General features: G+C 61.9%; 17 protein-coding genes. 13 read left to right on the top strand and 4 right to left on the bottom strand.

Going from position 1 to position 21,918, the window contains the following annotated elements; all coding sequences use genetic code 11:
* Positions 1 to 4: 4 nt before the first annotated feature.
* From G7068_RS02015 to cydC, 4 genes are all read left to right on the top strand, one after another.
* Complete coding sequence (locus G7068_RS02015) at positions 5 to 1,465, top strand: cytochrome ubiquinol oxidase subunit I (protein ID WP_166288142.1); 1,461 nt, start codon at positions 5 to 7, stop codon at positions 1,463 to 1,465.
* A gap of 12 nt (positions 1,466 to 1,477) precedes the next feature.
* Positions 1,478 to 2,506 carry a cytochrome d ubiquinol oxidase subunit II gene (gene cydB, locus G7068_RS02010; protein ID WP_166288139.1) on the top strand — a complete coding sequence of 343 codons (1,029 nt, stop codon included), beginning with the start codon at positions 1,478 to 1,480 and terminating at the stop codon, positions 2,504 to 2,506.
* A gap of 78 nt (positions 2,507 to 2,584) precedes the next feature.
* A complete protein-coding gene (gene cydD / locus G7068_RS02005; protein WP_166288136.1) occupies positions 2,585 to 4,225 on the top strand; it encodes a thiol reductant ABC exporter subunit CydD in 1,641 nt (546 codons plus the stop codon).
* Entirely contained in the window at positions 4,222 to 5,922 is a 1,701-nt protein-coding gene (gene cydC, locus G7068_RS02000; protein ID WP_244304612.1) for a thiol reductant ABC exporter subunit CydC, read from the top strand. The genes cydD and cydC overlap by 4 nt, the downstream gene beginning before the upstream one ends.
* A gap of 16 nt (positions 5,923 to 5,938) precedes the next feature.
* Here the strand turns inward: cydC and G7068_RS01995 are convergent, their stop codons facing one another.
* Positions 5,939 to 6,673 (bottom strand): aminotransferase class IV, encoded by a 735-nt coding sequence (locus G7068_RS01995; RefSeq protein ID WP_166288133.1) that lies wholly within the window; start codon positions 6,671 to 6,673, stop codon positions 5,939 to 5,941.
* Positions 6,670 to 7,302, bottom strand: coding sequence for a maleylpyruvate isomerase N-terminal domain-containing protein (locus tag G7068_RS01990; protein ID WP_166288130.1), 633 nt, complete (start codon positions 7,300 to 7,302; stop codon positions 6,670 to 6,672). Before G7068_RS01990 ends, G7068_RS01995 begins: the two co-directional genes overlap by 4 nt.
* 46 nt (positions 7,303 to 7,348) lie before the next feature.
* Between G7068_RS01990 and G7068_RS01985 the strand changes: the two genes are divergently transcribed.
* The 5 genes from G7068_RS01985 (at position 7,349) to holA (ending at position 15,832) form a co-directional block, all read left to right on the top strand.
* Positions 7,349 to 8,728, top strand: a complete 1,380-nt coding sequence (locus G7068_RS01985; RefSeq protein ID WP_244304611.1) for an anthranilate synthase component I family protein — start codon at positions 7,349 to 7,351, stop codon at positions 8,726 to 8,728.
* A gap of 85 nt (positions 8,729 to 8,813) precedes the next feature.
* On the top strand, positions 8,814 to 11,336 hold the full coding sequence (leuS, locus tag G7068_RS01980; protein WP_166288127.1) for a leucine--tRNA ligase: 2,523 nt from the start codon (positions 8,814 to 8,816) through the stop codon (positions 11,334 to 11,336).
* Positions 11,337 to 11,438: 102 nt separating this feature from the next.
* Positions 11,439 to 12,338 carry a ComEA family DNA-binding protein gene (locus G7068_RS16370; RefSeq protein WP_244304610.1) on the top strand — a complete coding sequence of 300 codons (900 nt, stop codon included), beginning with the start codon at positions 11,439 to 11,441 and terminating at the stop codon, positions 12,336 to 12,338.
* A complete protein-coding gene (locus G7068_RS01970) occupies positions 12,335 to 14,815 on the top strand; it encodes a ComEC/Rec2 family competence protein (RefSeq protein ID WP_244304609.1) in 2,481 nt (826 codons plus the stop codon). The genes G7068_RS16370 and G7068_RS01970 overlap by 4 nt, the downstream gene beginning before the upstream one ends.
* Positions 14,816 to 14,824: 9 nt before the next feature.
* Positions 14,825 to 15,832, top strand: coding sequence for a DNA polymerase III subunit delta (holA, locus tag G7068_RS01965; protein WP_166288124.1), 1,008 nt, complete (start codon positions 14,825 to 14,827; stop codon positions 15,830 to 15,832).
* Between the two features lie 100 nt (positions 15,833 to 15,932).
* Here holA and rpsT read toward each other — a convergent pair whose 3' ends face one another.
* Both rpsT and G7068_RS01955 read right to left on the bottom strand, forming a co-directional pair.
* Positions 15,933 to 16,193 carry a 30S ribosomal protein S20 gene (gene rpsT / locus G7068_RS01960; protein ID WP_166288121.1) on the bottom strand — a complete coding sequence of 87 codons (261 nt, stop codon included), beginning with the start codon at positions 16,191 to 16,193 and terminating at the stop codon, positions 15,933 to 15,935.
* A gap of 154 nt (positions 16,194 to 16,347) precedes the next feature.
* Positions 16,348 to 16,938, bottom strand: a complete 591-nt coding sequence (locus tag G7068_RS01955) for a TetR/AcrR family transcriptional regulator (RefSeq protein ID WP_166288118.1) — start codon at positions 16,936 to 16,938, stop codon at positions 16,348 to 16,350.
* Between the two features lie 72 nt (positions 16,939 to 17,010).
* Here G7068_RS01955 and G7068_RS01950 point away from each other — a divergent pair, with 72 nt between their 5' ends.
* From G7068_RS01950 to hemW, 4 genes are all read left to right on the top strand, one after another.
* Positions 17,011 to 18,051, top strand: coding sequence for a hypothetical protein (locus tag G7068_RS01950; RefSeq protein ID WP_166288115.1), 1,041 nt, complete (start codon positions 17,011 to 17,013; stop codon positions 18,049 to 18,051).
* A gap of 69 nt (positions 18,052 to 18,120) precedes the next feature.
* Positions 18,121 to 19,974, top strand: coding sequence for a translation elongation factor 4 (gene lepA, locus G7068_RS01945; RefSeq protein ID WP_166288112.1), 1,854 nt, complete (start codon positions 18,121 to 18,123; stop codon positions 19,972 to 19,974).
* Positions 19,971 to 20,639 (top strand): DUF1990 family protein, encoded by a 669-nt coding sequence (locus tag G7068_RS01940; protein ID WP_166288109.1) that lies wholly within the window; start codon positions 19,971 to 19,973, stop codon positions 20,637 to 20,639. The genes lepA and G7068_RS01940 overlap by 4 nt, the downstream gene beginning before the upstream one ends.
* Positions 20,620 to 21,843 (top strand): radical SAM family heme chaperone HemW, encoded by a 1,224-nt coding sequence (hemW, locus tag G7068_RS01935; RefSeq protein WP_166288106.1) that lies wholly within the window; start codon positions 20,620 to 20,622, stop codon positions 21,841 to 21,843. The genes G7068_RS01940 and hemW overlap by 20 nt, the downstream gene beginning before the upstream one ends.
* Positions 21,844 to 21,918 lie beyond the last annotated feature (75 nt).

Raw genomic sequence — 21,918 nt, 5'->3', positions numbered from 1 at the left:
ACACATGAACGAAATTCTGGACCCGTTGGTCCTCGCCCGATGGCAATTCGGGTTGACCACGCTCTACCACTTCATTTTCGTGCCGCTCACGATCGGACTGAGCTTGCTCGTCGCGATCCTGCAAACCGTTTGGGTTCGCACCGGCAAGGTGAAGTACCTCAAGCTCACGAAGCTGTTCGGAAAGATCTTTCTGATCAACTTCGCAATGGGCATTGTGACCGGCATCGTGCAGGAGTTCCAGTTCGGTATGAACTGGTCCAACTACTCGCGCTTCGTCGGTGACATCTTCGGAGCGCCGCTCGCGATGGAGGGCCTGATCGCCTTCTTCTTCGAAGCGACCTTTATCGGCTTGTGGATCTTCGGCTGGGACAAACTGCCAAAGCGCCTGCACCTGATGACCATTTGGTTCACCTGGATTGGCACAACGGTCTCCGCGTACTTCATCCTCGCTGCAAACGCGTTTATGCAGAACCCGCAGGGTTTTGAGATCAACGCTGAGAAGGGGCGCGCAGAACTCCTCGACATCGGAGCGGTTCTGACGAACCCCATTGCGCTGAGCCAGTTCCCGCACACCATCTTCGCCGCGATTATGTTTGGCGGCACGGTCATGGTCGCGGTCGCCGCTTGGCACCTGAAGCGCAACCAGTACGTTGACGAGATGCGCACGGCACTTCGCTTTGGCGCGTGGACAAACATCGTTGCGTTCCTCGGTGTTGGCCTCACCGGCCACACGCTGGGCATGACGATGACTCAGGCGCAGCCAATGAAGATGGCGGCAGCTGAGGCTCTCTACAACAACGCCTCGGGCGCAGACGCATCGTTCTCGCTCTTCAGCTTGGGAACACCTGACGGTGCCCACGAGATCTTCTCGGTGCGAATCCCGTACCTGCTGTCATTCCTTTCGAACGGCACCTTTGACGGGTCGGTCGAGGGTATTCGTAACCTGCAGTCCGACTACACCGCTATGTACTGCAGCGGGCCCGACACGCTTCTGACCTGCCCGTCTGATGGTCAGTTCGCTCCTGTCATATGGATCACCTACTGGACATTCCGCTGGATGATCGGTCTGGGCGCCCTTGCCACGCTAGTTTCTGCAGTGGGACTGTGGATCACCCGCAAGAACAAAGAGCTGCCCAACTGGGTATGGAAGGTTGCGATCTGGACCGCTCCGATCCCGATGCTCGCATCGCTCGTCGGCTGGACCTTCACCGAGATGGGCCGTCAGCCCTGGATCGTGTTTGGGGTGATGACTACCGAACAAGGGGTCTCGCCGGGAGTGCCCGGCTGGGCGGTGCTCACATCGCTCATCGTGTTCACCCTGGTGTACGGCGGACTTGCCGTGGTCGAGTTCAAGCTGATTTTCAAGGCCGCAAAGGCTGGCTTGCCTGAGATCGAGCACCTCCCCGGTGAGGGCGGCGATGGCACCGGCGAACCGGACCCGCAAAAGCTGGCGACGGTCTACTAGGAGGACTTGATCATGGATTTAACAACTGTCTGGTTCTTGATCGTCGGAGTGCTGCTTATTGGCTACTTCGTTCTCGACGGCTTTGACTTTGGCGTCGGTATCTCGCTTCCCTTCCTGGGGAAGGACGATACTGATCGTCGGGTTCTCATCAACACAATTGGCCCGGTCTGGGATCTCAATGAGACCTGGCTGATCGTTGCTGGTGCGTCGCTGTTCGCGGCATTCCCTGAGTGGTACGCCACGATGTTCTCCGGCTTCTACCTTGCCCTGCTGCTGATTCTCGTCGCTCTGATTTTCCGTGGAGTTTCGTTCGAGTATCGCCACCAGAACAAGGGACAAAAGTGGACGCGCTGGTTCGACCAGTTCATCTTCTGGGGCTCAGTGCTTCCTCCCGTACTGTGGGGCGTTGCATTCGCAAACCTCGTGCAGGGTGTGCCGATTCGTCCGATGGACGGCGGCGGCTGGATCTACGAGGGAACGCTGCTCACGCTGCTGAACCCCTACGGTCTGCTCGGTGGTATCTGCATGCTGCTGCTCGTCTTCAACCACGGACTCGTGTTTGTCTCGCTGAAGACCATCGGTGACATTCGTGACCGCGCACAGGCCCTCGCAAAGAAGGTCGGCATTGCGACAATCGTCGTTGGTGCGGCCTTCCTGGTGTGGACCATCATCATGCGCCTTGAGAGTGAGAGCCTGCTGCTCATCGTGATTTGTGCCGCGGTCGCTGCGGTGGCACTGATCGGTGCGTGGATCGCGAACGCGGTCCGCCGCGAGGGCTGGGCTTTCGCCGGCAATGCGGTGGCAATTGCCTTCGCCCTGCTCGCGATCTTCATGGCGCTGTTCCCGAACCTGATGCACTCGAGTCTCGATCCCGCGTACTCGATGTCAATCGAGGGAGCTGCAAGCTCACAGAAGACGCTGGAACTCATGACCTGGGTCGCAGTGTTCACCCTGCCGCTTGTTCTGGCTTACCAGGCCTGGACATACTGGATCTTCCGCAAGCGCCTGTCGCGCGAGATGATCCCGGCTGCCGCACACTAGTGCTGCGATAGATTAGAACCTGGGCCCCTTCCGTTTCGGGACGGGCCCAGGTTTTTTCGTCCATAAAAGGGGACCCGAATGAAGCCGCTCGATCCGAGGCTGCTGCGCTATGCGAAGGCGGCCCGCGGAGTCTTTACTCTTGGCGCACTGCTAGGACTGCTGCGAACCGTTGCCATCGTGGCCTGGTCGTGGAGTCTGGCCCAGATGATCACGGCGGCGGTACTGCCGATCATCGGGAACCCCTCGGGGCGTGTGAGCGAGGGTGGGTTTGCGGCTGCGGATCTGCCCTGGTTGGCGCTGGTTGCCACCGCCGCGCTGATCCTGCGCTCATTCTCGGCCTGGGGTATGGACGTTGTTGCCGCCAGGGGAGCCGTGCGGGTGAAGGCTCAGCTGCGTGATGCGGCGCTGAACCGGCTTGATGCGGGATCACCGGAGCGTGGAGACGGCAAATCTGATGCGGAGCTTGCGACCTCGCTCGGTCGTGGTCTCGATGCCCTCGACGGGTACTTTTCTGGATACGTGCCGCAGCTGATCCTGACCGTTATCGCGACGCCGCTGCTTATCATCGCCGTGTTTCTCGCGGATCCGGTGAGCGCGATCACCGTATTGATCGTTTTCCCCGTGATTCCGCTCTTCATGATTCTTATTGGGCTTGCCACACAGGCGGTGCAGGATCGCCAGTGGTCGCAGTTGCAGCACCTGTCGGCGTCATTCTTAGACGTCGTATCGGGGCTCACAACGCTGAAGATATTTGGGCGCGAACAACGTCAAACCGAGCGTATTGCCCGCGAGACCGAAGAGTACCGCTCGCGCACAATGAAGGTGCTGCGGGTCACGTTCCTCTCCGGATTTGTGCTCGATCTGGCGGGCACCTTCTCGATTGCGCTCGTCGCTGTGACCGTAGGTACACGACTTGTGAACGGAGAGTTTCCGCTCTCTCTGGGGCTGTTTGTGCTTTTGCTGCTGCCAGAGGTGTTTATTCCGATTCGGCAGGTGGGGGCTGCGTTCCATGCCTCGACCGAGGGACTCTCTGCCTCAGCTGAGGTATTCGAGATCATCGAGAGCGACAATGCGCCCACAGATCGAGCCGAGCGAGCAACGGGCCGCAGTATTACCTTCAACCAAGTCGAGATCATGCGCGACGACCGCTCCATCGTGGAGCCCGTGAGCTTTGCGGTAGCCCCGGGCGAGGTTGTTGCCCTCGCGGGTCCCTCCGGGGCGGGTAAATCGACCCTACTTTCGGTTCTCCTGGGTTTTGTCGCCCCGAGCTCGGGCGCAGTTTCTCACCCGGAAGAGCTCGCCTGGGTCGGGCAGAAGGCGGGACTGCTGCAGGGAACGGTGGCGTCAAACGTCTCGCTCGGCGATCCTGAGCCTGATCCCGAGCTCATTTCTCGTGCTCTCGCGGCCGCCGCGCTGCCCGGGCTTGATCCCACTACCGCGCTTGGTGCCTCCGGCGCGGGACTCTCTGGTGGACAGGCGCAGCGAGTGAGTATCGCGCGATGCCTGTATCGCGCGTGGCGTCATAACGCCGGTGCAGTGCTTCTCGACGAACCAACCTCGGCGCTCGACGCGGGTAGCGAGGCCGTCGTGTGTGAAGCGCTGCGAGCGGAAGCAGCCGCGGGTCGCGCTGTGCTGGTCGTCAGTCACCGACCCGGTGTGTTGGAAGCCGCGGACCGAGTCGTCAGAGTAACGGCAGCAAGAAGCGGGGTGACGGCGTGAGCGAATCCGTGACGGTGCAGCCGAGTGCCAGGCAAGCCGTGCTGCAGCGAGCCATGCCGAGCAGGCGGCGCAGGTTTCCGGGGCAGAGCCTGGGTGTGCTCGCGGACGCGTGTGTTGTCGGGCTGCTTGCGCTGAGCATGTGGCTCATTGTGCGGGCGGGGGATCAACCGCCCATCTTGCACCTGACATTTGCGATCGTCGGCGTGCGCGCGCTTGCGATTGGTCGCGCGGCGTTTCGGTACACCGAGCGGTTGTTTAGCCACGATGCCGCGCTCGGGCAGCTCGCAAAGCTTCGGGCGGCCACGTTTGAAGCGCTCGTGCCGCGAGTGCCCGGCGCAATTGAGAGCCGGCGCCGTGGCGAAGTTCTCGCCGCGTTCGTCGATGACGTCGACCAGTTGCAGGATGAGCCTCTGCGGGTGCGACAGCCGATCGTGGTGAGCGCGGTGGTCGTTGGTCTGAGCCTGATCCTGGTCGGGCTCGCATCAATCCCAGCTGCGCTTGTGCTCGCAGCCTTTGTTGTACTGGGTGGCGCGCTTTCGGTTTGGCTCGCGAACAGGATCGCGGGCGCGAGCGACAGAGAGCTGAGTGCGGCGCGAGCCTCGCTCGTCGACGCGCTGCTCGAGCGTTTTGCGGCGTCTGAGGTGTTGGCTGCATTTGGTGCGCTCGACGTGCAGCGCGCCCGCATCGCTGACTGTGAGGATCGCCTTGCGCGTGTGCAGACCCAGCGCAGCCGTGCGGCAGGACTGACCGGAGCGATTCTGGCGTTGGCCTCGGGCGCGGCCTCGCTGCTGGTGCTGCTGGTGCTGCTGCCCGGTCTCGGTGAATCAATGACAACCGCACTGTTCGGCGCCATCGTCGTTGTTCCCGCGGCGGTCTTTGAAGTGTTTGCGCAGTTTCCTGCCGCGATGGCGGCGAGGCGAACGGTTCAGGCGAGCGCTGATCGAGTCGCTTCGCTCACCGAGGACACGATCCCCGCAGAGATTCCGTTTGACGTGTCCGGGCTTCATGAATCAGCCGCGGAAACACCGTTTGATCCTGAGGCCCCCGTGCTCTCGGTTGAAAACCTCTCCGCGCGACACCCCGGCGCTGCCCGCAGTGCGTTTTCTCACGTCAGTTTTGAACTGCGGCACGGCGAAACACTAGTCGTGACGGGGGAGAGCGGATCCGGCAAGAGTACCCTCGCGTTTGTGCTCGCGAGGTTCCTGGAATACCAGGGAAGCTATCGCTTGCGAGGTGTCGAGGCTCGTTCCCTTTCGGGTCGAGCGCTGCGTGAAACCGTTGGTCTGTGCGAACAAACCCCGCACCTGTTCGACGCGGATCTGCGCCAGAACTTGAAGTTTGCGCGAGACACCGCGAGTGATGAAGAGCTCGAGGCCGTGTTAGATCGAGTTGGTCTTGGAGATTGGGCTCGTGAGCGTGGTGGTCTTGATGCCCGGGTGGGGGAGCACGGATCGCTCGTGTCAGGTGGCCAGGCCCAGCGAATCGCGCTGGCACGTGCTCTGCTTGCAGATTTTCCGGTGGTGGTGCTCGACGAGCCGACCGCGGGAGTCGACCGCGAGCTCGCCGACAAGCTGCTCACTGACCTGATGGGGGCGGTTCCCGCGGACCGCGCGGTTGTGCTTATTACGCACACGGAGATACCCGCGGGGATCAACAGCGCTCGACTTGAGTTGCCAGTGCCCTCCGGCGCTGAGTGAAAGAGTGCCGCGTGGTTTACGCGGATACGGGTTCCCAGTAGCGGTCGAGCGCCTCTCTAAACCGTTCGAGCCGGGTGCTGTTTGGCTCTTGTGTGGGGAAACCATCGATCGCGGTGACGACGCGTATGCCGTGGAGAGCATTTACGGCCCACACCTCGTGAGCAGTGAGATTGCCGGGAGGGATGCGGCCCGGGGTGAGGCTCGTTTCGTTGAGCAGCAAACTCTCGGTGACTGAGCTCACGCGGCTGGCCCGATCCTGAACGACATGACCAGCTCGGGTAGCGCTATCCCACCAGACAAGGCTCGTTGTGGCGCCCTCCAGCACACGGCCTGCGCGGTCCACAAGCAGTGCTTCCGCACCGAGCCTGTGGTTGATCTCTGTGAGCCGGGCAATGTTCGGGCCCTTTCGGGCGGCATGCTCGAGAGTTACTCCCGGTGCGGTTGCTAACTCGAGTTCTGTCTGGAGTTGTGGCAACGGTCGCAGCGTGAAAGATAACTCCGGTGCCCGGTTTGGCTCGTGCCACAGTTCCAGACGCGGAAACCCTTCGCCGTAGTCGCGGATGGCGTGGGAGGCCTCGGACAGGAACCCTTCGACAACGGGCTGCTCTAGTTCGGGGGTCGCGTCTTCAACTCCCCTTCGAAAGCGGTCCAGATGCCTGCGCCAGCCGCGGACCTCGGCGCGACCGGTCGTGGCGTTCACCCGCACCCGAAAGGAGTCGGCCACGAGCAGCGCACGAGGTGCCCCGTTCACGCAAGCACCGAGTAGTTTGCGCTGAGTGATCCTCGTCCCGTCAGGGCAAAGAGTAGCTGCGTGCCGTCACCTCGAAGCACCGCCAGATGTTGGGCGATGGTGAGCGCTTCAGACAGAGCGGCCTCGGGAGGAGGGATTTCTTCTGCGGCGCTCACCCTTGTGAGTGCCGTTTGAATATCGAGGCCGTGTACAACGAGTTCGAACACGCGTGTGCGCAGGTACTGGCTGAGAGCGATGCCCCCGGCAACCGACATAACGGCCGGATCAGAGACGGACTGCACCGAAGCGAGGGCCTCAGCGTATAGCTTTCGGAACTGAGCCGCGGGATCCTCACCGAGCTCTCTGCCCGCGGCTATTCCGCGATCCCGAACCGAGTTTGCATCGGCCTCAGCAATTTCAGACACGGCACGGAAGTAGGACTCGGCGCTTGCGAGCTCGACGGTGTCGGCGGGTGCCCCAATAGCGCGCACGACGGTCGAGAGGGCGCGGCTGGTGTGGCCAACGAGTGCTCGCAGATCCCAGTCACCGAGAGCTTGCTCGTTCCAAGCGGTGCTGGGCACCCGCGAAACGGTGTCGACGCACCAGGCGGCTGCCTGCGAAAAGGTCTCTGTGATGGTGCGCTTTTCCATGCCGTGAGCGTATCACCGCCTTTGCAGGGCGCACTACGCTTGAGGGGTGAGCGAGGGGGATGGCCGCGGTGGCGGGCGCAGTGCAGAGACGCGAGTGCGGCAGATTCCGTTTCCGCGAAACGTTGAGGCTTTAGCGCGCTCGCTCGCTGAGGCCTGTCGCGACGCACCCGGCTGGTGCTGGCTCGATGGTGAAGCAGAGAGTGGTTGGAGCTACCTGGGCGCTGCCACGGAGGTGCGCCTTGCTGAGCCCGGTCGCGAGAGGGAGTTCTTGGATTCCCTGCGAGCAGATCACGTGTCGACGGAGTCCGGCTTTTCCGGGGGTTGGGTCGTCTCTTTGGGCTACGAGCTCGGTGTGGCGCTGCTTGGGGTTGAGCCCGCCTCGGACGAAGCGGCACCTGGTCTGGCCTTGCGGCTTGACGTGGTTCTGGCAATCAACGAAGCCGAGCAGCGGGCGGAACTGCGAGGGTTGAGCGAGGCCGGGCTCGATGCGTGGATCGAACGCTTTGGTGCGAGCCTGTTCTCTGGCTCGGAGATTTGCCCGAGTGTTCGCGAGACAACCCCGAGCGCTGCGAGCACAAGTGCGAGGTGGAGGCAGAGCGACGAGGCCTACCTGACCCGGGTCGAACAAGCGAAACGCTCGATAGCCGAGGGTGACGCCTACGTGCTGTGTCTCACCGACACCGCGACCGTGGTGGGCGAGTTCGATCCACTGGAGCTCTACCTCGATCTACGGCAGCGCGGAGCGGCAATTCGCGGTGGGGTTATCGTTACGAAGGAACGCGCACTCGTGAGCGCGAGCCCCGAGCAATTCTTGAGCGTGCGAGGCGGGACGGTATCAACTCATCCGATCAAGGGAACCCGCCCGCGTGGTGCGGACCGCGAAACAGATCGGGCGCTTGCTTCCGAGCTGGCTACTGATCCTAAAGAGCTGGCGGAGAACCTCATGATCGTTGACCTGATGCGAAACGATCTCAGCAGGGTGTGCGATCCGGGCAGCGTGCGGGTCGATGGATTTCGGCGGGTTGAGCAGCACCCGCACGTGCACCAACTGGTGAGCACCGTCTCGGGCCAGCTCAAAGAGGGGCTGGGGGCAAACGACGCCATTTTGGCATGTTTTCCGGGTGGATCAATGACGGGCACACCGAAGAAGCGTGCGGTTGAGATTCTCGCCGATCTTGAGTTGGGCCCTAGAGGACTGTATTCGGGCTGCTTTGGATGGCTCAGCGATGCGGGGAACGCGGAGCTTGCCATGACCATTCGTGCGGTTGAACTGCGGGATCGACACGGCGCGTGTTTTCGAGAGGCTCGTGTGGGTGCTGGTGGCGGCATCACAGTGGATTCGGACCCCGAAGCTGAACTGAAAGAGAAACAACTGAAAGCTGCTTCGCTGCTCTCGGCGCTCGAAGCGCACCGGCCTGGCGCGTAAGCGCCGGGCAACTCAGCACTGTATTCTTGAGGGATGTGTGCGTGTCCGCTAGAGCGGCGCGATCCCGAACCAAAATGAGGTGTGTGTGACTGAGCAGCAGGGACGCGAGTCCGAGGGCTACGACTTTCAGGCGATTCAGGATCGTTGGCTTCCCGTCTGGGATCAGATGAAGCCGTTTGAGGTGAGTGATGCCGACTCGGCTAAGCCGACGAAGTACGTTCTCGACATGTTCCCCTACCCCTCGGGCGACTTGCACATGGGACACGCGGAGGCTTTCTGTTTCGGCGACGTGCTCGCTCGTTACTGGCGCGGCCGTGGATACGACGTGCTGCACCCGATCGGATGGGACTCGTTTGGGTTGCCGGCGGAGAACGCGGCTATTAAGCGCGGCGTCGATCCTCGCGAGTGGACCTACGCGAATATTGCACAGCAGAAGGCATCGTTCCGTGTCTACGCACCCTCCTTCGACTGGAGCCGTGTATTGCACACGAGCGACCCCGAGTACTACAAGTGGAACCAGTGGATCTTCCTGAAGATGTACGAAAAGGGCCTCGCGTACCGCAAGGCCAGCTGGGTGAACTGGGACCCGGTAGATCAGACTGTGCTCGCGAACGAGCAGGTTCTTGCAGACGGCACCTCCGAGCGCTCGGGTGCGATGGTCGTGAAGAAGAAGTTGACCCAGTGGTACTTCCGCATCACCGACTACGCGGATCGCCTGCTCGACGACCTCGATCAGCTTGAGGGCAAGTGGCCCACCAAGGTGCTGAACATGCAGCGCAACTGGATCGGGCGCTCACGCGGTGCCGAGGTCGAGTTTGAGATCGAGGGCCGCGACGCAAAGGTGCCCGTTTTCACCACGCGCCCCGACACACTGCACGGCGCGACCTTTATGGTGGTCGCACCCGACTCTGATTTGGCGGCCGAGCTGGCCTCCGGCGCCTCGGCTGAGGTGCGCATGCAGTTCCAGGCTTACCTGGAGCAAACCCAGAAGCAGACTGAGATCGAGCGGCAGAACGCTGACCGCGAGAAGACCGGTGTGTTCCTTGACCACTTCGCCGTGAACCCGGTGAATGGCGAGCGTATTCCCGTTTGGGCATCTGACTATGTGCTCGCGGATTATGGTCACGGCGCGATTATGGCTGTGCCCGCGCACGACCAGCGTGACCTTGATTTCGCGCTGAAGTTCGGGCTCGCAGTGCGAGTGGTTGTCGACGTGCTTGATGAGGATGGTGTGTCGCTGCCCGATCCCGCAACGAGCGGTGTTGCCACGACCGGTGACGGCACTCTTGTGAACTCTGGTGAGCTTGATGGGCTCGGCAAGCAGGCTGCGATTGCGCGTGCCGTCGAGGTGCTCGAAGACCGTGGAACAGGACGAGCTGCGACGACCTACCGTTTGCGTGACTGGCTGATCTCACGCCAGCGTTACTGGGGCACGCCGATCCCGATCCTGCACGCTGAGGACGGTTCGATGCAGCCGGTGTCGGAAGCCGCATTGCCTGTCGTTTTGCCATCGACTGAGGGGCTTGACCTGAAACCAAAGGGCACTTCGCCCCTTGGTGGTGCCGAGGCGTGGTCGACCGTGGTTGATCCTGAGACCGGCGCCGAGCTGCGTCGCGACCCCGACACCATGGACACGTTCGTGGATAGCTCGTGGTACTTCTTCCGGTTCCTTTCCGCGAACGACGATACACAGGCCTTCGATCCTGCCGCCGCCAAGAAGTGGGCGCCCGTTGACCAGTACGTGGGCGGCGTCGAGCACGCGATCCTGCACCTGCTCTACTCGCGGTTCATCACGAAGGTGATGCACGACCTTGGCTACATCGATTTCGAAGAGCCTTTCATGGAGATGCTGAACCAGGGCATGGTGCTGCTCGACGGTGCGAAGATGTCGAAGTCGAAGGGCAACCTCGTCGAGTTTGCCTCGGAGCTTGAGGCACATGGTGCCGACGCGCTGCGCGTGACACTGGCGTTTGCGGGGCCGCCAGAGGATGACATTGACTGGGCAGATGTGTCGGTGCAGGGCTCGGCGAAGTTCTTGGCGCGTGCGTGGCGCATTGCTGACGACGTTGAGGCTTCGGGGGCCGCGAAGGGCGCCTCGTTCGCCGACGGTGATAAGTCGCTGCGCAAACACACGCATCACCTGCTTGCGGATGCACCGGGGCTCATCGAGTCTTACAAGTTCAACGTGGTGGTTGCTCGCCTGATGGATCAGGTGAACGTCACACGCAAGACGATCGACTCTGGTGCCGGGGCGGCGGACCCCGCAGTTCGCGAATCGGCCGAGGCGATCGCCGTGATCCTCTCGCTGTTCGCCCCGTATGCTGCTGAAGACATGTGGTCAAAGCTCGGCTACGAGCCGACGGTCTCACTGGTTGAGTGGCCTGTCGCTGATCCCTCCCTGCTGGTCGAGGACGAGGTCACGATGGTTGTGCAGGTCGATGGCAAGGTTCGGGATCGGCTCACGCTTTCCGCCTCCGTAACCGAGGCAGAAGCCGAAGCTGCTGCGCGCGCCTCGCAGGCGGTGCAGCGCTCGATCGGCGATCGCCAGGTTGTCAACGTGATCGTTCGACTACCCAAGATCGTGAGCATCGCGACAAAGCCGGCCTAACGATTCGCTCACAACGAGCCAATTTTGCCTAGAGCTGTCTGACTTATTCACATTCACCGGAATTGTGGGCGGGGGCCTGCGCGTGCGACTTAGCGTATGTGCATGCTCCCCATCACAGACGACCAGTCCATCCCGGAATCAGAATTTGATGCGCTCATTTCTGGGCCCTCTCGGCATGCCACGCTGACCTCAGAATCGTTGCTCAACAGCGGTTCTTGGCGTGCTCGCTCGGCGGCTCAGAAAGCGAGTTCAGAGCCAGCGCCGGCGGAACCTCTTGAATGGCACCCAGAGGTCACACTGCGGCAACGGATCATAAAGGCGGTGTCCGTGCCGGCCTTTGCTGGCGCCGCGGTGTTTGTGGTGGCCGTTATCATCGCGATCATCATGACGGTGCTGCAAAGCGGTGCTGCAATCGATACTCCGGCAGCATCGGCCCTGAGTGAAGACGGAAAAAGTGCGGGTGATACGAGTGATTCGCCCGCGCACATGCCGAGCGGCACCCGCGCTGCCTCACCAGCGGATACACCCGCCTCACAACCAACACCCGCCAAGATCTTCGTTCACGTCGTCGGGGAGGTGGCAAAGCCGGGGTTAGTGGAGCTGGCGCCAGGAACTCGTGTGGCCGAGGCAGTGACGGCGGCTGGTGGCGCGACACCTGCTGCTGTTTTGGACGCGGTAAACCTTGCCAGAGTCACCTCCGATGGCGAGCAGATAGTTGTGCCCAACGCCGAGCAGGTGGCGGCAGGCATACAAACTTCTCCTTCCGCAGTGCAGAGCACCTCAGAAGGGGCGAGCCAGGGCCCATCTGGCTCCCTCGTTAACCTCAATACGGCCGATGCTGCGCTTCTGGAAACCCTCCCACGCATTGGGCCGTCTTTGGCGCAGCGAATTCTTGATTGGCGGCAGGCAAACGGAGCCTTCGCAACGATCGATCAGCTCATGGAGGTGTCGGGTGTCGGAGCGAAAACCTTCGAGGGTCTTCGCGAGCGGGTGACAGTGTGAGCCTGCCGCCGCCCGGGCTCTGGCGGCTCCTTGTGCCCGCACTCATCGGCTGGGCTGTGGCCGCTTGGGCCGTGACCACCCCGGGAACCGGGCGCTGGATCTGGATCATGTCTCTGGCGCTGGGGTGTGCCGCGGGGCTAGCCGCGATGCGTAGCCTTCGATCCCGGAAACGTAATCGTGCGTATAGACGAGGCTGGGGCACGCAGTGGAGTTTGATTGCGGTGGCCTGTGCAACGCTGGTCGTGCTGGGGTCCCAAATCGACACTGGTGAGTGGCGCCGAGCCGATCCGGCCGTGGTGACCGCCGCCGAACAGAGTAAACAGCTTGAGATGCGCGTTACCGTTGTGAGCTTTGCGGCTGACGCTTCAAAGGGGTTTGGTGATCGATTCTGGGTTCGTGCGACCCTGCACGCCGGGAGGGGCGGCATTCCGGTGCTGCTGTGGCTCGAAGGCAAGGCAGACGAGCGCTGGGTTCCGGGGGCGACCCTTGAACTGACAGGTCGACCAGAGCTGCTGGACGCGGGTTCTTCAGCAGCATACGGCGTCACTGTGAGTGATACCTCGGGCGCAAGGTCGGTTGCCCCGGCGAAGGTTTCAATTGCCGAGCACGCAGGAAGGGTGGCGAGCGCGCTGCGTTTGAGGCTTCGCGACGCAACGTTGCGGATTGAGGGTGCGGAACTGCTGCCGGGGTTTGCGGTGGGTGACACATCCCTTGTCGGGGAAGACCTTCAGGACAACATGCTTGAAAGTTCGCTCACCCATTTGACCGCGGTTTCCGGGTCCAACTGTGCGTTGGCGACGAGTTCGGTTCTTTGGCTCAGTTCAATGCTGGGTGCGGGAAGGCGGGTCAGGCTTCTGCTGGCGGCCGTGGCGTTGACAGGGTTTGTGTTTGTGGTTGGGCCAGATCCGAGTGTGCAGCGTGCGGCAGTCATGGCGGCCGTGGTGCTGATCTCTGGTTACGGGGGTAAGCGCTCACACGCCCTGCCGAGTCTGGGAGTCGCGATATTGTTGCTGCTCGCGATAGATCCTTGGCAAGCGCTACAGCCCGGTTTCGCACTTTCGGTTGTTGCAACGGGCGGCATTTTGGTCGCGGTACCGACGCTTTGCGGGGGACTCAACCGGGTGCTGCGGATACCGCGCCCCCTCGCGCTTCCACTAGCGATGGCCTTGGCCGCGCAAATAGCCTGTGGACCGTTCCTTCTACTTCTACAACCGGGGCTCCCGGTAGCGGGCGTCCTGGCGAACGTCATCGCTGCGCCCGCCGCGCCGCTTGGCACAGGGATCGGTTTGCTCGCGATGCTGGTGCTTCCGGTCTCTGAGCCACTGGGGATGATGCTGATGCAGGTGGGGGCCGTGTCTGCACGATGGGTGGCGGCGACGGCTGAAATCTGTGCGGGCCTGCCGATGGCGCGGTGGCCATGGCCCGAGGGCTGGTCGGGAGCCGCGCTGCTCACCGTTGTGCAAGCGATTCCCGTGCTGGCCTGGGCTCTCCACACAGGGCGGCTGAAGTGGCCGTGGGGAGCTCGCTCAACACCGAGATCTCCCTGGCACAGAAGTCCAAGTGTTCCCCGAGGGGTGAGGCTCGGAGTCGCCGTTTTGCTGTGCGGGGCGAGTGGGGTATTTCTCGGACCGACTCTCGTAGCGCCACTGGCGCAGCGCGCGAGTGCTCCAAGCGACTGGGCCATCGTTGCCTGTGACGTCGGCCAGGGCGACGCGATCTTGCTGCGGGATCCGAGGACCAGCGGCAGCACCATCCTCGTAGACACGGGCAACGAGCCAGAACTCCTTCAAGAGTGTCTCGCCCTCTTTGGTGTGCAACGAATCAGCCTCCTAGTACTCACCCACGACGACGCAGATCACATCGGGGCATTAGGCGTGGTCATTGATCGGGTCGATGCCGCACTCGTGTCACCACCGAGCGTTGGGAACGGTGACAAGAGCCAGAGTGTCGATGGTCGCGAAAGCCGTGCGGTTTTGCAGGATCTCGAACGAGCTGGTGTCTCATACCGTGTAGTTGGCGCAGGGCAAACGGGAGAAATCGGGGGAGGAGCTTGGGAGGTGCTCTCTCCGCAACAGAACCTGATCCCAGCGAGCACAAATGCGGCGAGCATCGTGATGCGTGTCGACACAGGGGCTATCTCGGCGCTCTTGCTGGGCGATACGGGTGAGCAAGAGCACCGTAAGTTGCTCGCCAACGGAGATGATCTCAAGGTGGACGTCATTAAGGTAGCTCACCACGGGTCTCGCGACCAGGACCCCCGACTCGTCGCGGCGGCTAGCGCGATGATCGGGCTCATTTCGGTGGGGGAGAAGAACCGCTATGGCCACCCCACCGATGCGGCTCTCGGTGCGCTGCGGCGCGCGGGCACGACGGCACTGCGCACAGACCAGCTTGGTTCGATCGCTCTCAGCGGGAAACACGGAAACATTCGCGCCTGGAGCGTGCGGGCGCCTGCCGATGTCGGAGGTGAGCAGTAGGGTTAATGCGTGGCAACTGCACGAAGCACCAAAACGAAGATTCCTCAGCTGAGCTGGACCGAGGCTCAGCCGGCACCTGTGGTCCTGATCTCCGGGCCAGAGGGGTTTCTCGCCGATCGCGCCGGACAAATGATTCGCGAGGCCCTCAAACAAGAGCGGGCCGATCTTGAGGTGCACGATATCGATGCGGCCTCTTACAACGCCGGTGAGCTATTCACCTTCGCGAGTCCCTCGCTTTTTGCGGAGCCGCGGCTCATTCGTGTGGATAGCGTCGAGAAATGCTCAGATGCCTTCCTAGAAGACGCAAAAAAGTACGTCACGCAGCCCGCCGAAGACACAACCCTCGTGCTGCGGCACGGCGGGGGTGTGCGAGGGAAAGCCCTGCTCGATCTCATTCGTGGTGGCAACGGTGTTGAATTTGTCTGCGCTGAGGTAAAGAAAGATCAGGATCGCCTGACGTTTGTACAGAGCGAGTTCCGCCGGCTCGGCGCCCAGATTAGCCCGAACGCAGCTCGGATGCTGGTAGCTGCCTATTCGGGTGGCCTCGGAGAGCTCGCTGGAGCCTGCGAGCAACTGGTGTCAGACGTGGGCACACGAATCGATGAAGACGATGTCAACCGGGCCACCGAGGGTCGTGTCGAAACAAACGCCTTCAAGGTGGCAGACGCGGCAACGGCTGGTCGGGCCGCGGACGCACTGGTGCTGCTGCGGCAAGCTTTTTCGACGGGAACCGATCCAATCCCAATGCTCGCCGCACTCAACTTCAAAATGCGCGGGATCGCCCGCGCCTACGGTGCCACTGGCAGTGGCGGTCAACTCGCCAAAGACCTTGGCATGGCGCCCTGGCAGGCGGATCGCGCTGTGAAAGACGCTCGAGCCTGGCGCGAAGAAGACCTCGCCCGCTGTATCGAAATGGCGGCAGAGACCGAGTGGCTCCTAAAGGGCGGCAGCCGCGACCCCGAGTACGCACTTGAAAAGTACCTGCTGTTTATTGCCCGAAGAGGGCGAGAGCGGTAACTCTGGGCCACCGGTAACCCGGTAACTCAAAACGCGCGACCAAAACAAAGGTCCCCTGCTCCGAAGAGCAGGGGACCTTGTAAAGCTATGAACTCAAAGCTTAGAGTGCAGCAACCTTTGCAGCGATCTTCGACTTGCGGTTTGCAGCCTGATTCTTGTGGATAACACCCTTTGAAACGGCCTTGTCGAGCTTGCGCGTTGCAACCTTCAGCTTGGCCTCAGCGGTGGCCTTGTCGCCAGCGGTGATTGCCTCGCGTACGGCGCGGATGACGGTGCGCAGCTCGCTCTTGTAAGCGCGGTTGCGCTCGGTTGCCTTCTCGTTGGTCTTAATGCGCTTGATCTGCGACTTGATATTTGCCACGTTGGGTTGTGTCCTTAAAGTGTACGTATCTAACGGGATGTTCCGCGCGGCGGGTAGAGGGCACCTTGCGGGTTGTGTGGAGTAATCCACACGCAAGCCAAGAGTCAACTTTAGCAGATTCTCGCCTCACATGCGCGCCAAGAGGTAGTAAAGCTTACGTGTCGTAAAAACTGCGCAGCCCCGCCACGTATTCGGTGGGGGAGAGTGGGCCTTGCAGGGCAGTGTTGGTAATGAATCCCTGTGCCAGGGCCACGATAACAAAGGAGCTGCGATCCGCGAGGCTCTCGGCCTGCTCCTCGGAGGTGGAGCGCAGTCGTGCCCAGGGTAGAACGGCCTCTCGCATGGCCAGCCTCATTCGCAGGAGAAGATCTTGAATCACCACGCCGAGTGTTGGCTCCGTAATCGATTCGCTCCAAATCTGCATCACCACATCGAACAGCACGTTCTGGCTGAGCGCTCCCGTGAGCATCGCCTCGAGTAGATCCAGGGGAGCAGGTGTGCCACCGAGCGCTGCTATTTCCTGTAGCTCGGCCACCCGGGCTTCGAGAATGACTCCCGCTACGTAGTGTGTCATCTCGGCCTTGTTCTTGAAGTTTGAATACACGGAACCCGCCGAGGAATCGAGTTCCGCGATCACATCGGCCATGGTTGTCTTCGTGAATCCGCGGCGCCTCGCAACGGCAAGGGCCGCGAGCGCAATCTCCATGCGGCGCTCTTCGCGATAATCATCCGAAACCTTGGGCATGACAAACAGAATACTCGTTCTGTATAGTGAACTCAAAAGGTAAACAGAATACGTATTCTCTTTGGAGGCATCATGTCAATCTCAGTTTCCCCAGACCCGCGCACACGCTGGGGCAAAGGTGTGCTTTTTGGGCTGGGCGGTTCGCTTATTGTGAGCCTGATCGTGCTCGCATTTCTCTGGCCAGTTGCGACTTCGTCGCCGCGCGATCTTCCGCTGGTGATTGCGGGGCCGTCGGAGCAAACTGCTGCGGTTGAGCAGGCGCTTGATACGCAGAGCGACGGACTTTTTGCGTTCACCGAGGCGAAGGATCGGGCCGAGGCTGTCAGCGCGATTGAAAAACGCGAGGCCTATGGCGCAATTGTTCTGGGGCAAAAGCCTGAGGTGCTCGTTGCGTCCGCGGCCAACTCCGCCGTGGCGCAGCAGCTCACTGGCGTTGGCGCTAAGTTGCAGCAGATGCTGGCGCAGCAGGTCAAAGCGGCGGGTGGGGATCCATCCCAGCTTCAGGTTGCCGTGACCGATGTGGTGCCGCTCGCTGACACCGACCCCAATGGTGCAGGGCTTGCGGTTGCCTCGTTCCCGCTCACCCTCGGCGGCATCATCGGCGGCATGCTCGTTTCGTTCCTGGTGGTTGGTTCGTGGAGAAAACTCACCGCGCTCACGGTGTACGCGGTTGGTGCGGGGCTGCTTGTCGCCGCAATCCTGCAGCCCTGGTTCGGGGTTCTGCAGGGCAGCTTCATACTGAATGCCCTCGTTATTGGCCTGTCCATGTTTGCCACGGGCTCGCTCATCGTTGGGCTGCACAGCTTTCTGGGGCGCGGGGGCGCAGTGCTTGGGGCGATCCTCACCCTGTTTGTTGGCAACCCAATCTCGGCCGCCACCATGCCCCACCAGTTCCTTGCGGGAGCGTGGGGCGACATTGGTCAGGGTTTTGTGCCGGGAGCTGCCTCGACCCTGCTTCGCAGTGTGAGCTACTTCCCTGAGGCAGCAACGTCTGCGCAGTGGTGGACGCTTGTGATCTGGTCGGCGGCAGGCATCGTTCTGCTCACGCTGGGACGGCTCCGTCGCAGGGCAGCGGAAGCAAAGGGGGTCGTAACGGCCACCAGCGCCGCCTAGGCCGCCAAAATAAAAGCCACGGAGCGCCTGAATGGGCTGGTCAGCGAAGTAGTGAGATAATGGCAGGCAATGTCTCCACGCAGCGTAAACCCACAGATCCCGGCGTCAACCGACCCCGAAAGGATCCGCAACTTCTGCATCATCGCGCACATCGACCACGGTAAATCAACCCTGGCCGACCGCATGCTGCAGATCACTGGTTCGGTACCGGATCGCGAGATGCGCGCGCAGTACCTCGACCGCATGGATATTGAGCGCGAGCGCGGTATCACCATTAAGTCGCAGGCAGTGCGCATGGGGTGGGATCACGACGGCAAGTCGTACGCCCTCAACATGATTGACACTCCTGGCCACGTCGACTTCAGTTACGAGGTGTCACGCTCCCTCGCCGCGTGCGAGGGAGCGATCCTGCTCGTTGACGCGGCGCAGGGGATCGAGGCTCAGACGCTTGCGAACCTATACCTCGCGATGGAAAACGATCTTGAGATCATCCCGGTGCTCAACAAGATTGACTTGCCCGCCGCCGACCCCGAGCGGGTCTCGCGAGAGATCGCCGACCTGATCGGTGGAAACCCCGAAGACATTCTGAAGGTGTCGGGTAAGACCGGCATGGGTGTCGAAGAGTTGCTCGACAGTGTGGTTGCCCGTGTGCCCGCGCCGAAGGGTGACGCAAACGCGCCGGCCCGAGCCATGATTTTTGACTCGGTCTACGACTCCTACCGCGGTGTTGTGACCTACGTTCGAATGATCGACGGCAAACTCTCGCCGCGTGAACGCATCCTCATGATGTCGACCGGCACTGAGCATGAGGCGCTCGAGATCGGTGTTTCGTCTCCTGAGCCGAAGCCAACCAAGGGCCTCGCGGTTGGTGAGGTCGGCTACCTCATCACGGGCGTAAAAGACGTGCGCCAGTCGAAGGTCGGTGACACGGTCACGACCAAGATGAAGCCAGCGACCGATGCGCTGCCCGGTTACACGGATCCGAAGCCCATGGTGTTCTCAGGTCTGTACCCGATCGACGGCTCGGATTATCCCGTGCTGCGCGAAGCCCTCGACAAGCTCAAGCTCTCTGATGCGGCCCTTCAGTACGAGCCGGAGACCTCGGTTGCCCTCGGCTTCGGCTTCCGCTGCGGATTCCTCGGCCTGCTTCACCTCGAAATCATCACGGAGCGTCTGCGCCGCGAATTTGACCTCGACCTGATTGCAACAGCGCCAAGCGTTGTCTACCAGGTCACGACCGAAGACAAAAAAGAGATCACCGTCACGAACCCGTCGGAGTACCCGACGGGCAAGATTGGCAGTGTGCGCGAGCCCGTGGTGCGCGTTGCGATCCTCGCCCCGAAAGACTACGTCGGCACCATCATGGAGCTCTGCCAGTCAAGGCGCGGCAGCCTGATGGGCATGGAGTACCTGGGTGAGCGCGTCGAACTGCGCTACAGCATGCCGCTCGGCGAGATTGTGTTCGACTTTTTCGATCACCTCAAGAGCCGCACGCAGGGGTACGCCAGCCTCGACTACGAGCCCATGGGCGAGCAAGAAGCCGATCTCGTGAAGGTCGACATTCTGCTGCAGGGTGAGCAGGTTGACGCGTTCAGCGCGATTGTGCACCGCGACAATGCCTACTCCTACGGCACGATGATGACGGAGCGGCTGCGCAAGCTGATTCCGCGTCAGCAGTTCGAGGTGCCGATTCAGGCCGCAATCGGTTCAAGGATCATCGCGCGCGAGAGCATCCGTGCGATCCGCAAGGACGTTCTTGCCAAGTGCTATGGCGGCGACATTAGCCGTAAGCGTAAGCTGCTCGAGAAGCAGAAAGAGGGCAAGAAGCGCATGAAGATGGTCGGCCGGGTTGAAGTGCCCCAGGAAGCCTTCATTGCTGCCCTCTCAGGGGACGTTGAGGGTAAGGACGCGGCCAAGAAGTGAGCTCGACCGAAAACAACCGGCGCAGCAGTCACGTTGAGATGCCGGTGACCTACGCTGCCGTTGGTGCATCAAAACTTGCCGATGTCGTGCGCTTTCCCCCTGAGGGCACCGAATCGTACTTAGAAGCCCTGCAGCTTGGCAGCGGTCAGGAGCGCTTCGTCGCGGCATCAAGCCTGCTGATGACCTGGGGTGCCCAGCGCGGCGCGGGCATCGAGGTCAGCGAGATCGTTCGGGGAACCGACGAGGCCTATGTTGGGCCCGAGTTTGATGAGAGTGGTCAGGCCCAGGGTATTCGGGTTCGAGAAGAGCAGTTTGGCCCTGACGGCGAACCCTACATCGTGCCCGGTACCTCGGCCGTGTTTACCCTGTCCGGGCAGACACCGCGCAGTGTTCTCGTTGTGTACACCGTTGACGAGGATCAGATGGCGGGCTTCGCCTGGGGCACTCGCGACGAAGACGGCGTTGTGGGAGAGCAGCGGTTTACCGTCGAGATTCGCGAGGATCAAACAGTGTGGGCCGTCGCCCGCGGTTTTCTCGCCTCCCCGAAGAGCGGCCTGTTGGGACTCAAGGGTAAGGCGCTGATTCGCGAGGCGGTAGAGCTGGCCAAGGATCAGCTCGAAGCGTTGGCGCCGGGAGCTGCGGATCGTGCCCAGCGTTCTTCCTGAGGGTGACCCGGCCCCCGAAGACGGATCCCTCCCCGCGAGTGTGCTCGAGGGGGCTGAGGATCGCCGTTTCTGTGTCTACGTGCACGTGCCCTATTGCCGGGTGCGCTGCGGGTACTGCGACTTCAATACCTACACCGCGAGTGAACTCGGTGGCACTAGCCAGGCGGACTACGCCAGTCAGGTGCAGCGGGAGCTGAGCTTTGGGGCTGGTGTGCTTAAGGATGCTGGCCTGCCGGAGCGGCCGGTGTCCACCGTGTTTTTCGGCGGCGGTACACCAACCCTGCTGCCCGCTGGTGATCTTATCGGGATGCTCGACGGGATCCGGCGCGAGTGGAGACTGGCTGACGGCGCTGAAGTGACAACGGAGGCGAATCCCGACTCGGTCGACGAGGCCTACCTGCACGCACTTGCCGAGGCGGGCTTTACCCGAGTGAGCTTCGGTATGCAGTCCGCCGTGCCCCATGTTCTTCGCACGCTTGACCGGACGCACTCGCCCGAACGCGTGCCGCTCGTCACACGGTGGGCGCGCGAGGCGGGTTTGCAGGTGAGCGTGGATCTCATTTACGGTACGCCGGGGGAGAGTCTCGCTGACTGGGAGCGCTCAATCGAAGCCGCGCTTGCGACCGAGCCGGATCATATTTCGGCCTATGCGCTCATCGTCGAGCAGGGCACAAAACTGGCGGCCCAGATTCGACGTGGTCAGGTGCCCGAGCCCGATGAGGATCTGCACGCCGAGATGTACGAGCTTGCAGACGCACGGTTTCAGGCCGCAGGCATGAACTGGTACGAAATCAGCAACTGGTCTCGTTCGCCCGAGACTCGCTCGCGCCACAACCTCGCCTATTGGACTGGCGAGGACTGGTGGGCCGCTGGGCCGGGTGCGCACAGCCATGTCGGCGGAGTTCGCTGGTGGAACGTCAAACATCCACGCCCCTACGCGGAACGCATCGCAAAGGGTGTCTCGCCCGCCCACGCGCGCGAGATCCTCAAGCCAGAGGCGAAACGCGCCGAGCGGGTGCTTCTGGAAACGCGTATCGCGGATGGTCTACCCGCAGATGTGCTCACCGTAGACGAACGACGGGCGATCCCCGAGCTGATTGCTGAGGAGCTTATTGATGGCCGCGCGGCCATTCGCGGCAGGATCGTGCCAACGCTTCGCGGGCGTCTGCTTGCCGACACCGTGGTGCACCGCCTGCTCGGGTGAATTCGCTGGGTGAATGCGCAGAGTGTCTGCGTTCACCCTGCGCTAGACTTGGCACTCAGTAGTGTCGAGTGCCAA

The organism is Leucobacter viscericola, from assembly GCF_011299575.1.
Classification (GTDB): Bacteria; Actinomycetota; Actinomycetes; order Actinomycetales; family Microbacteriaceae; genus Leucobacter; species Leucobacter viscericola.
This window is presented reverse-complemented; position numbering and strand designations above follow the sequence as displayed.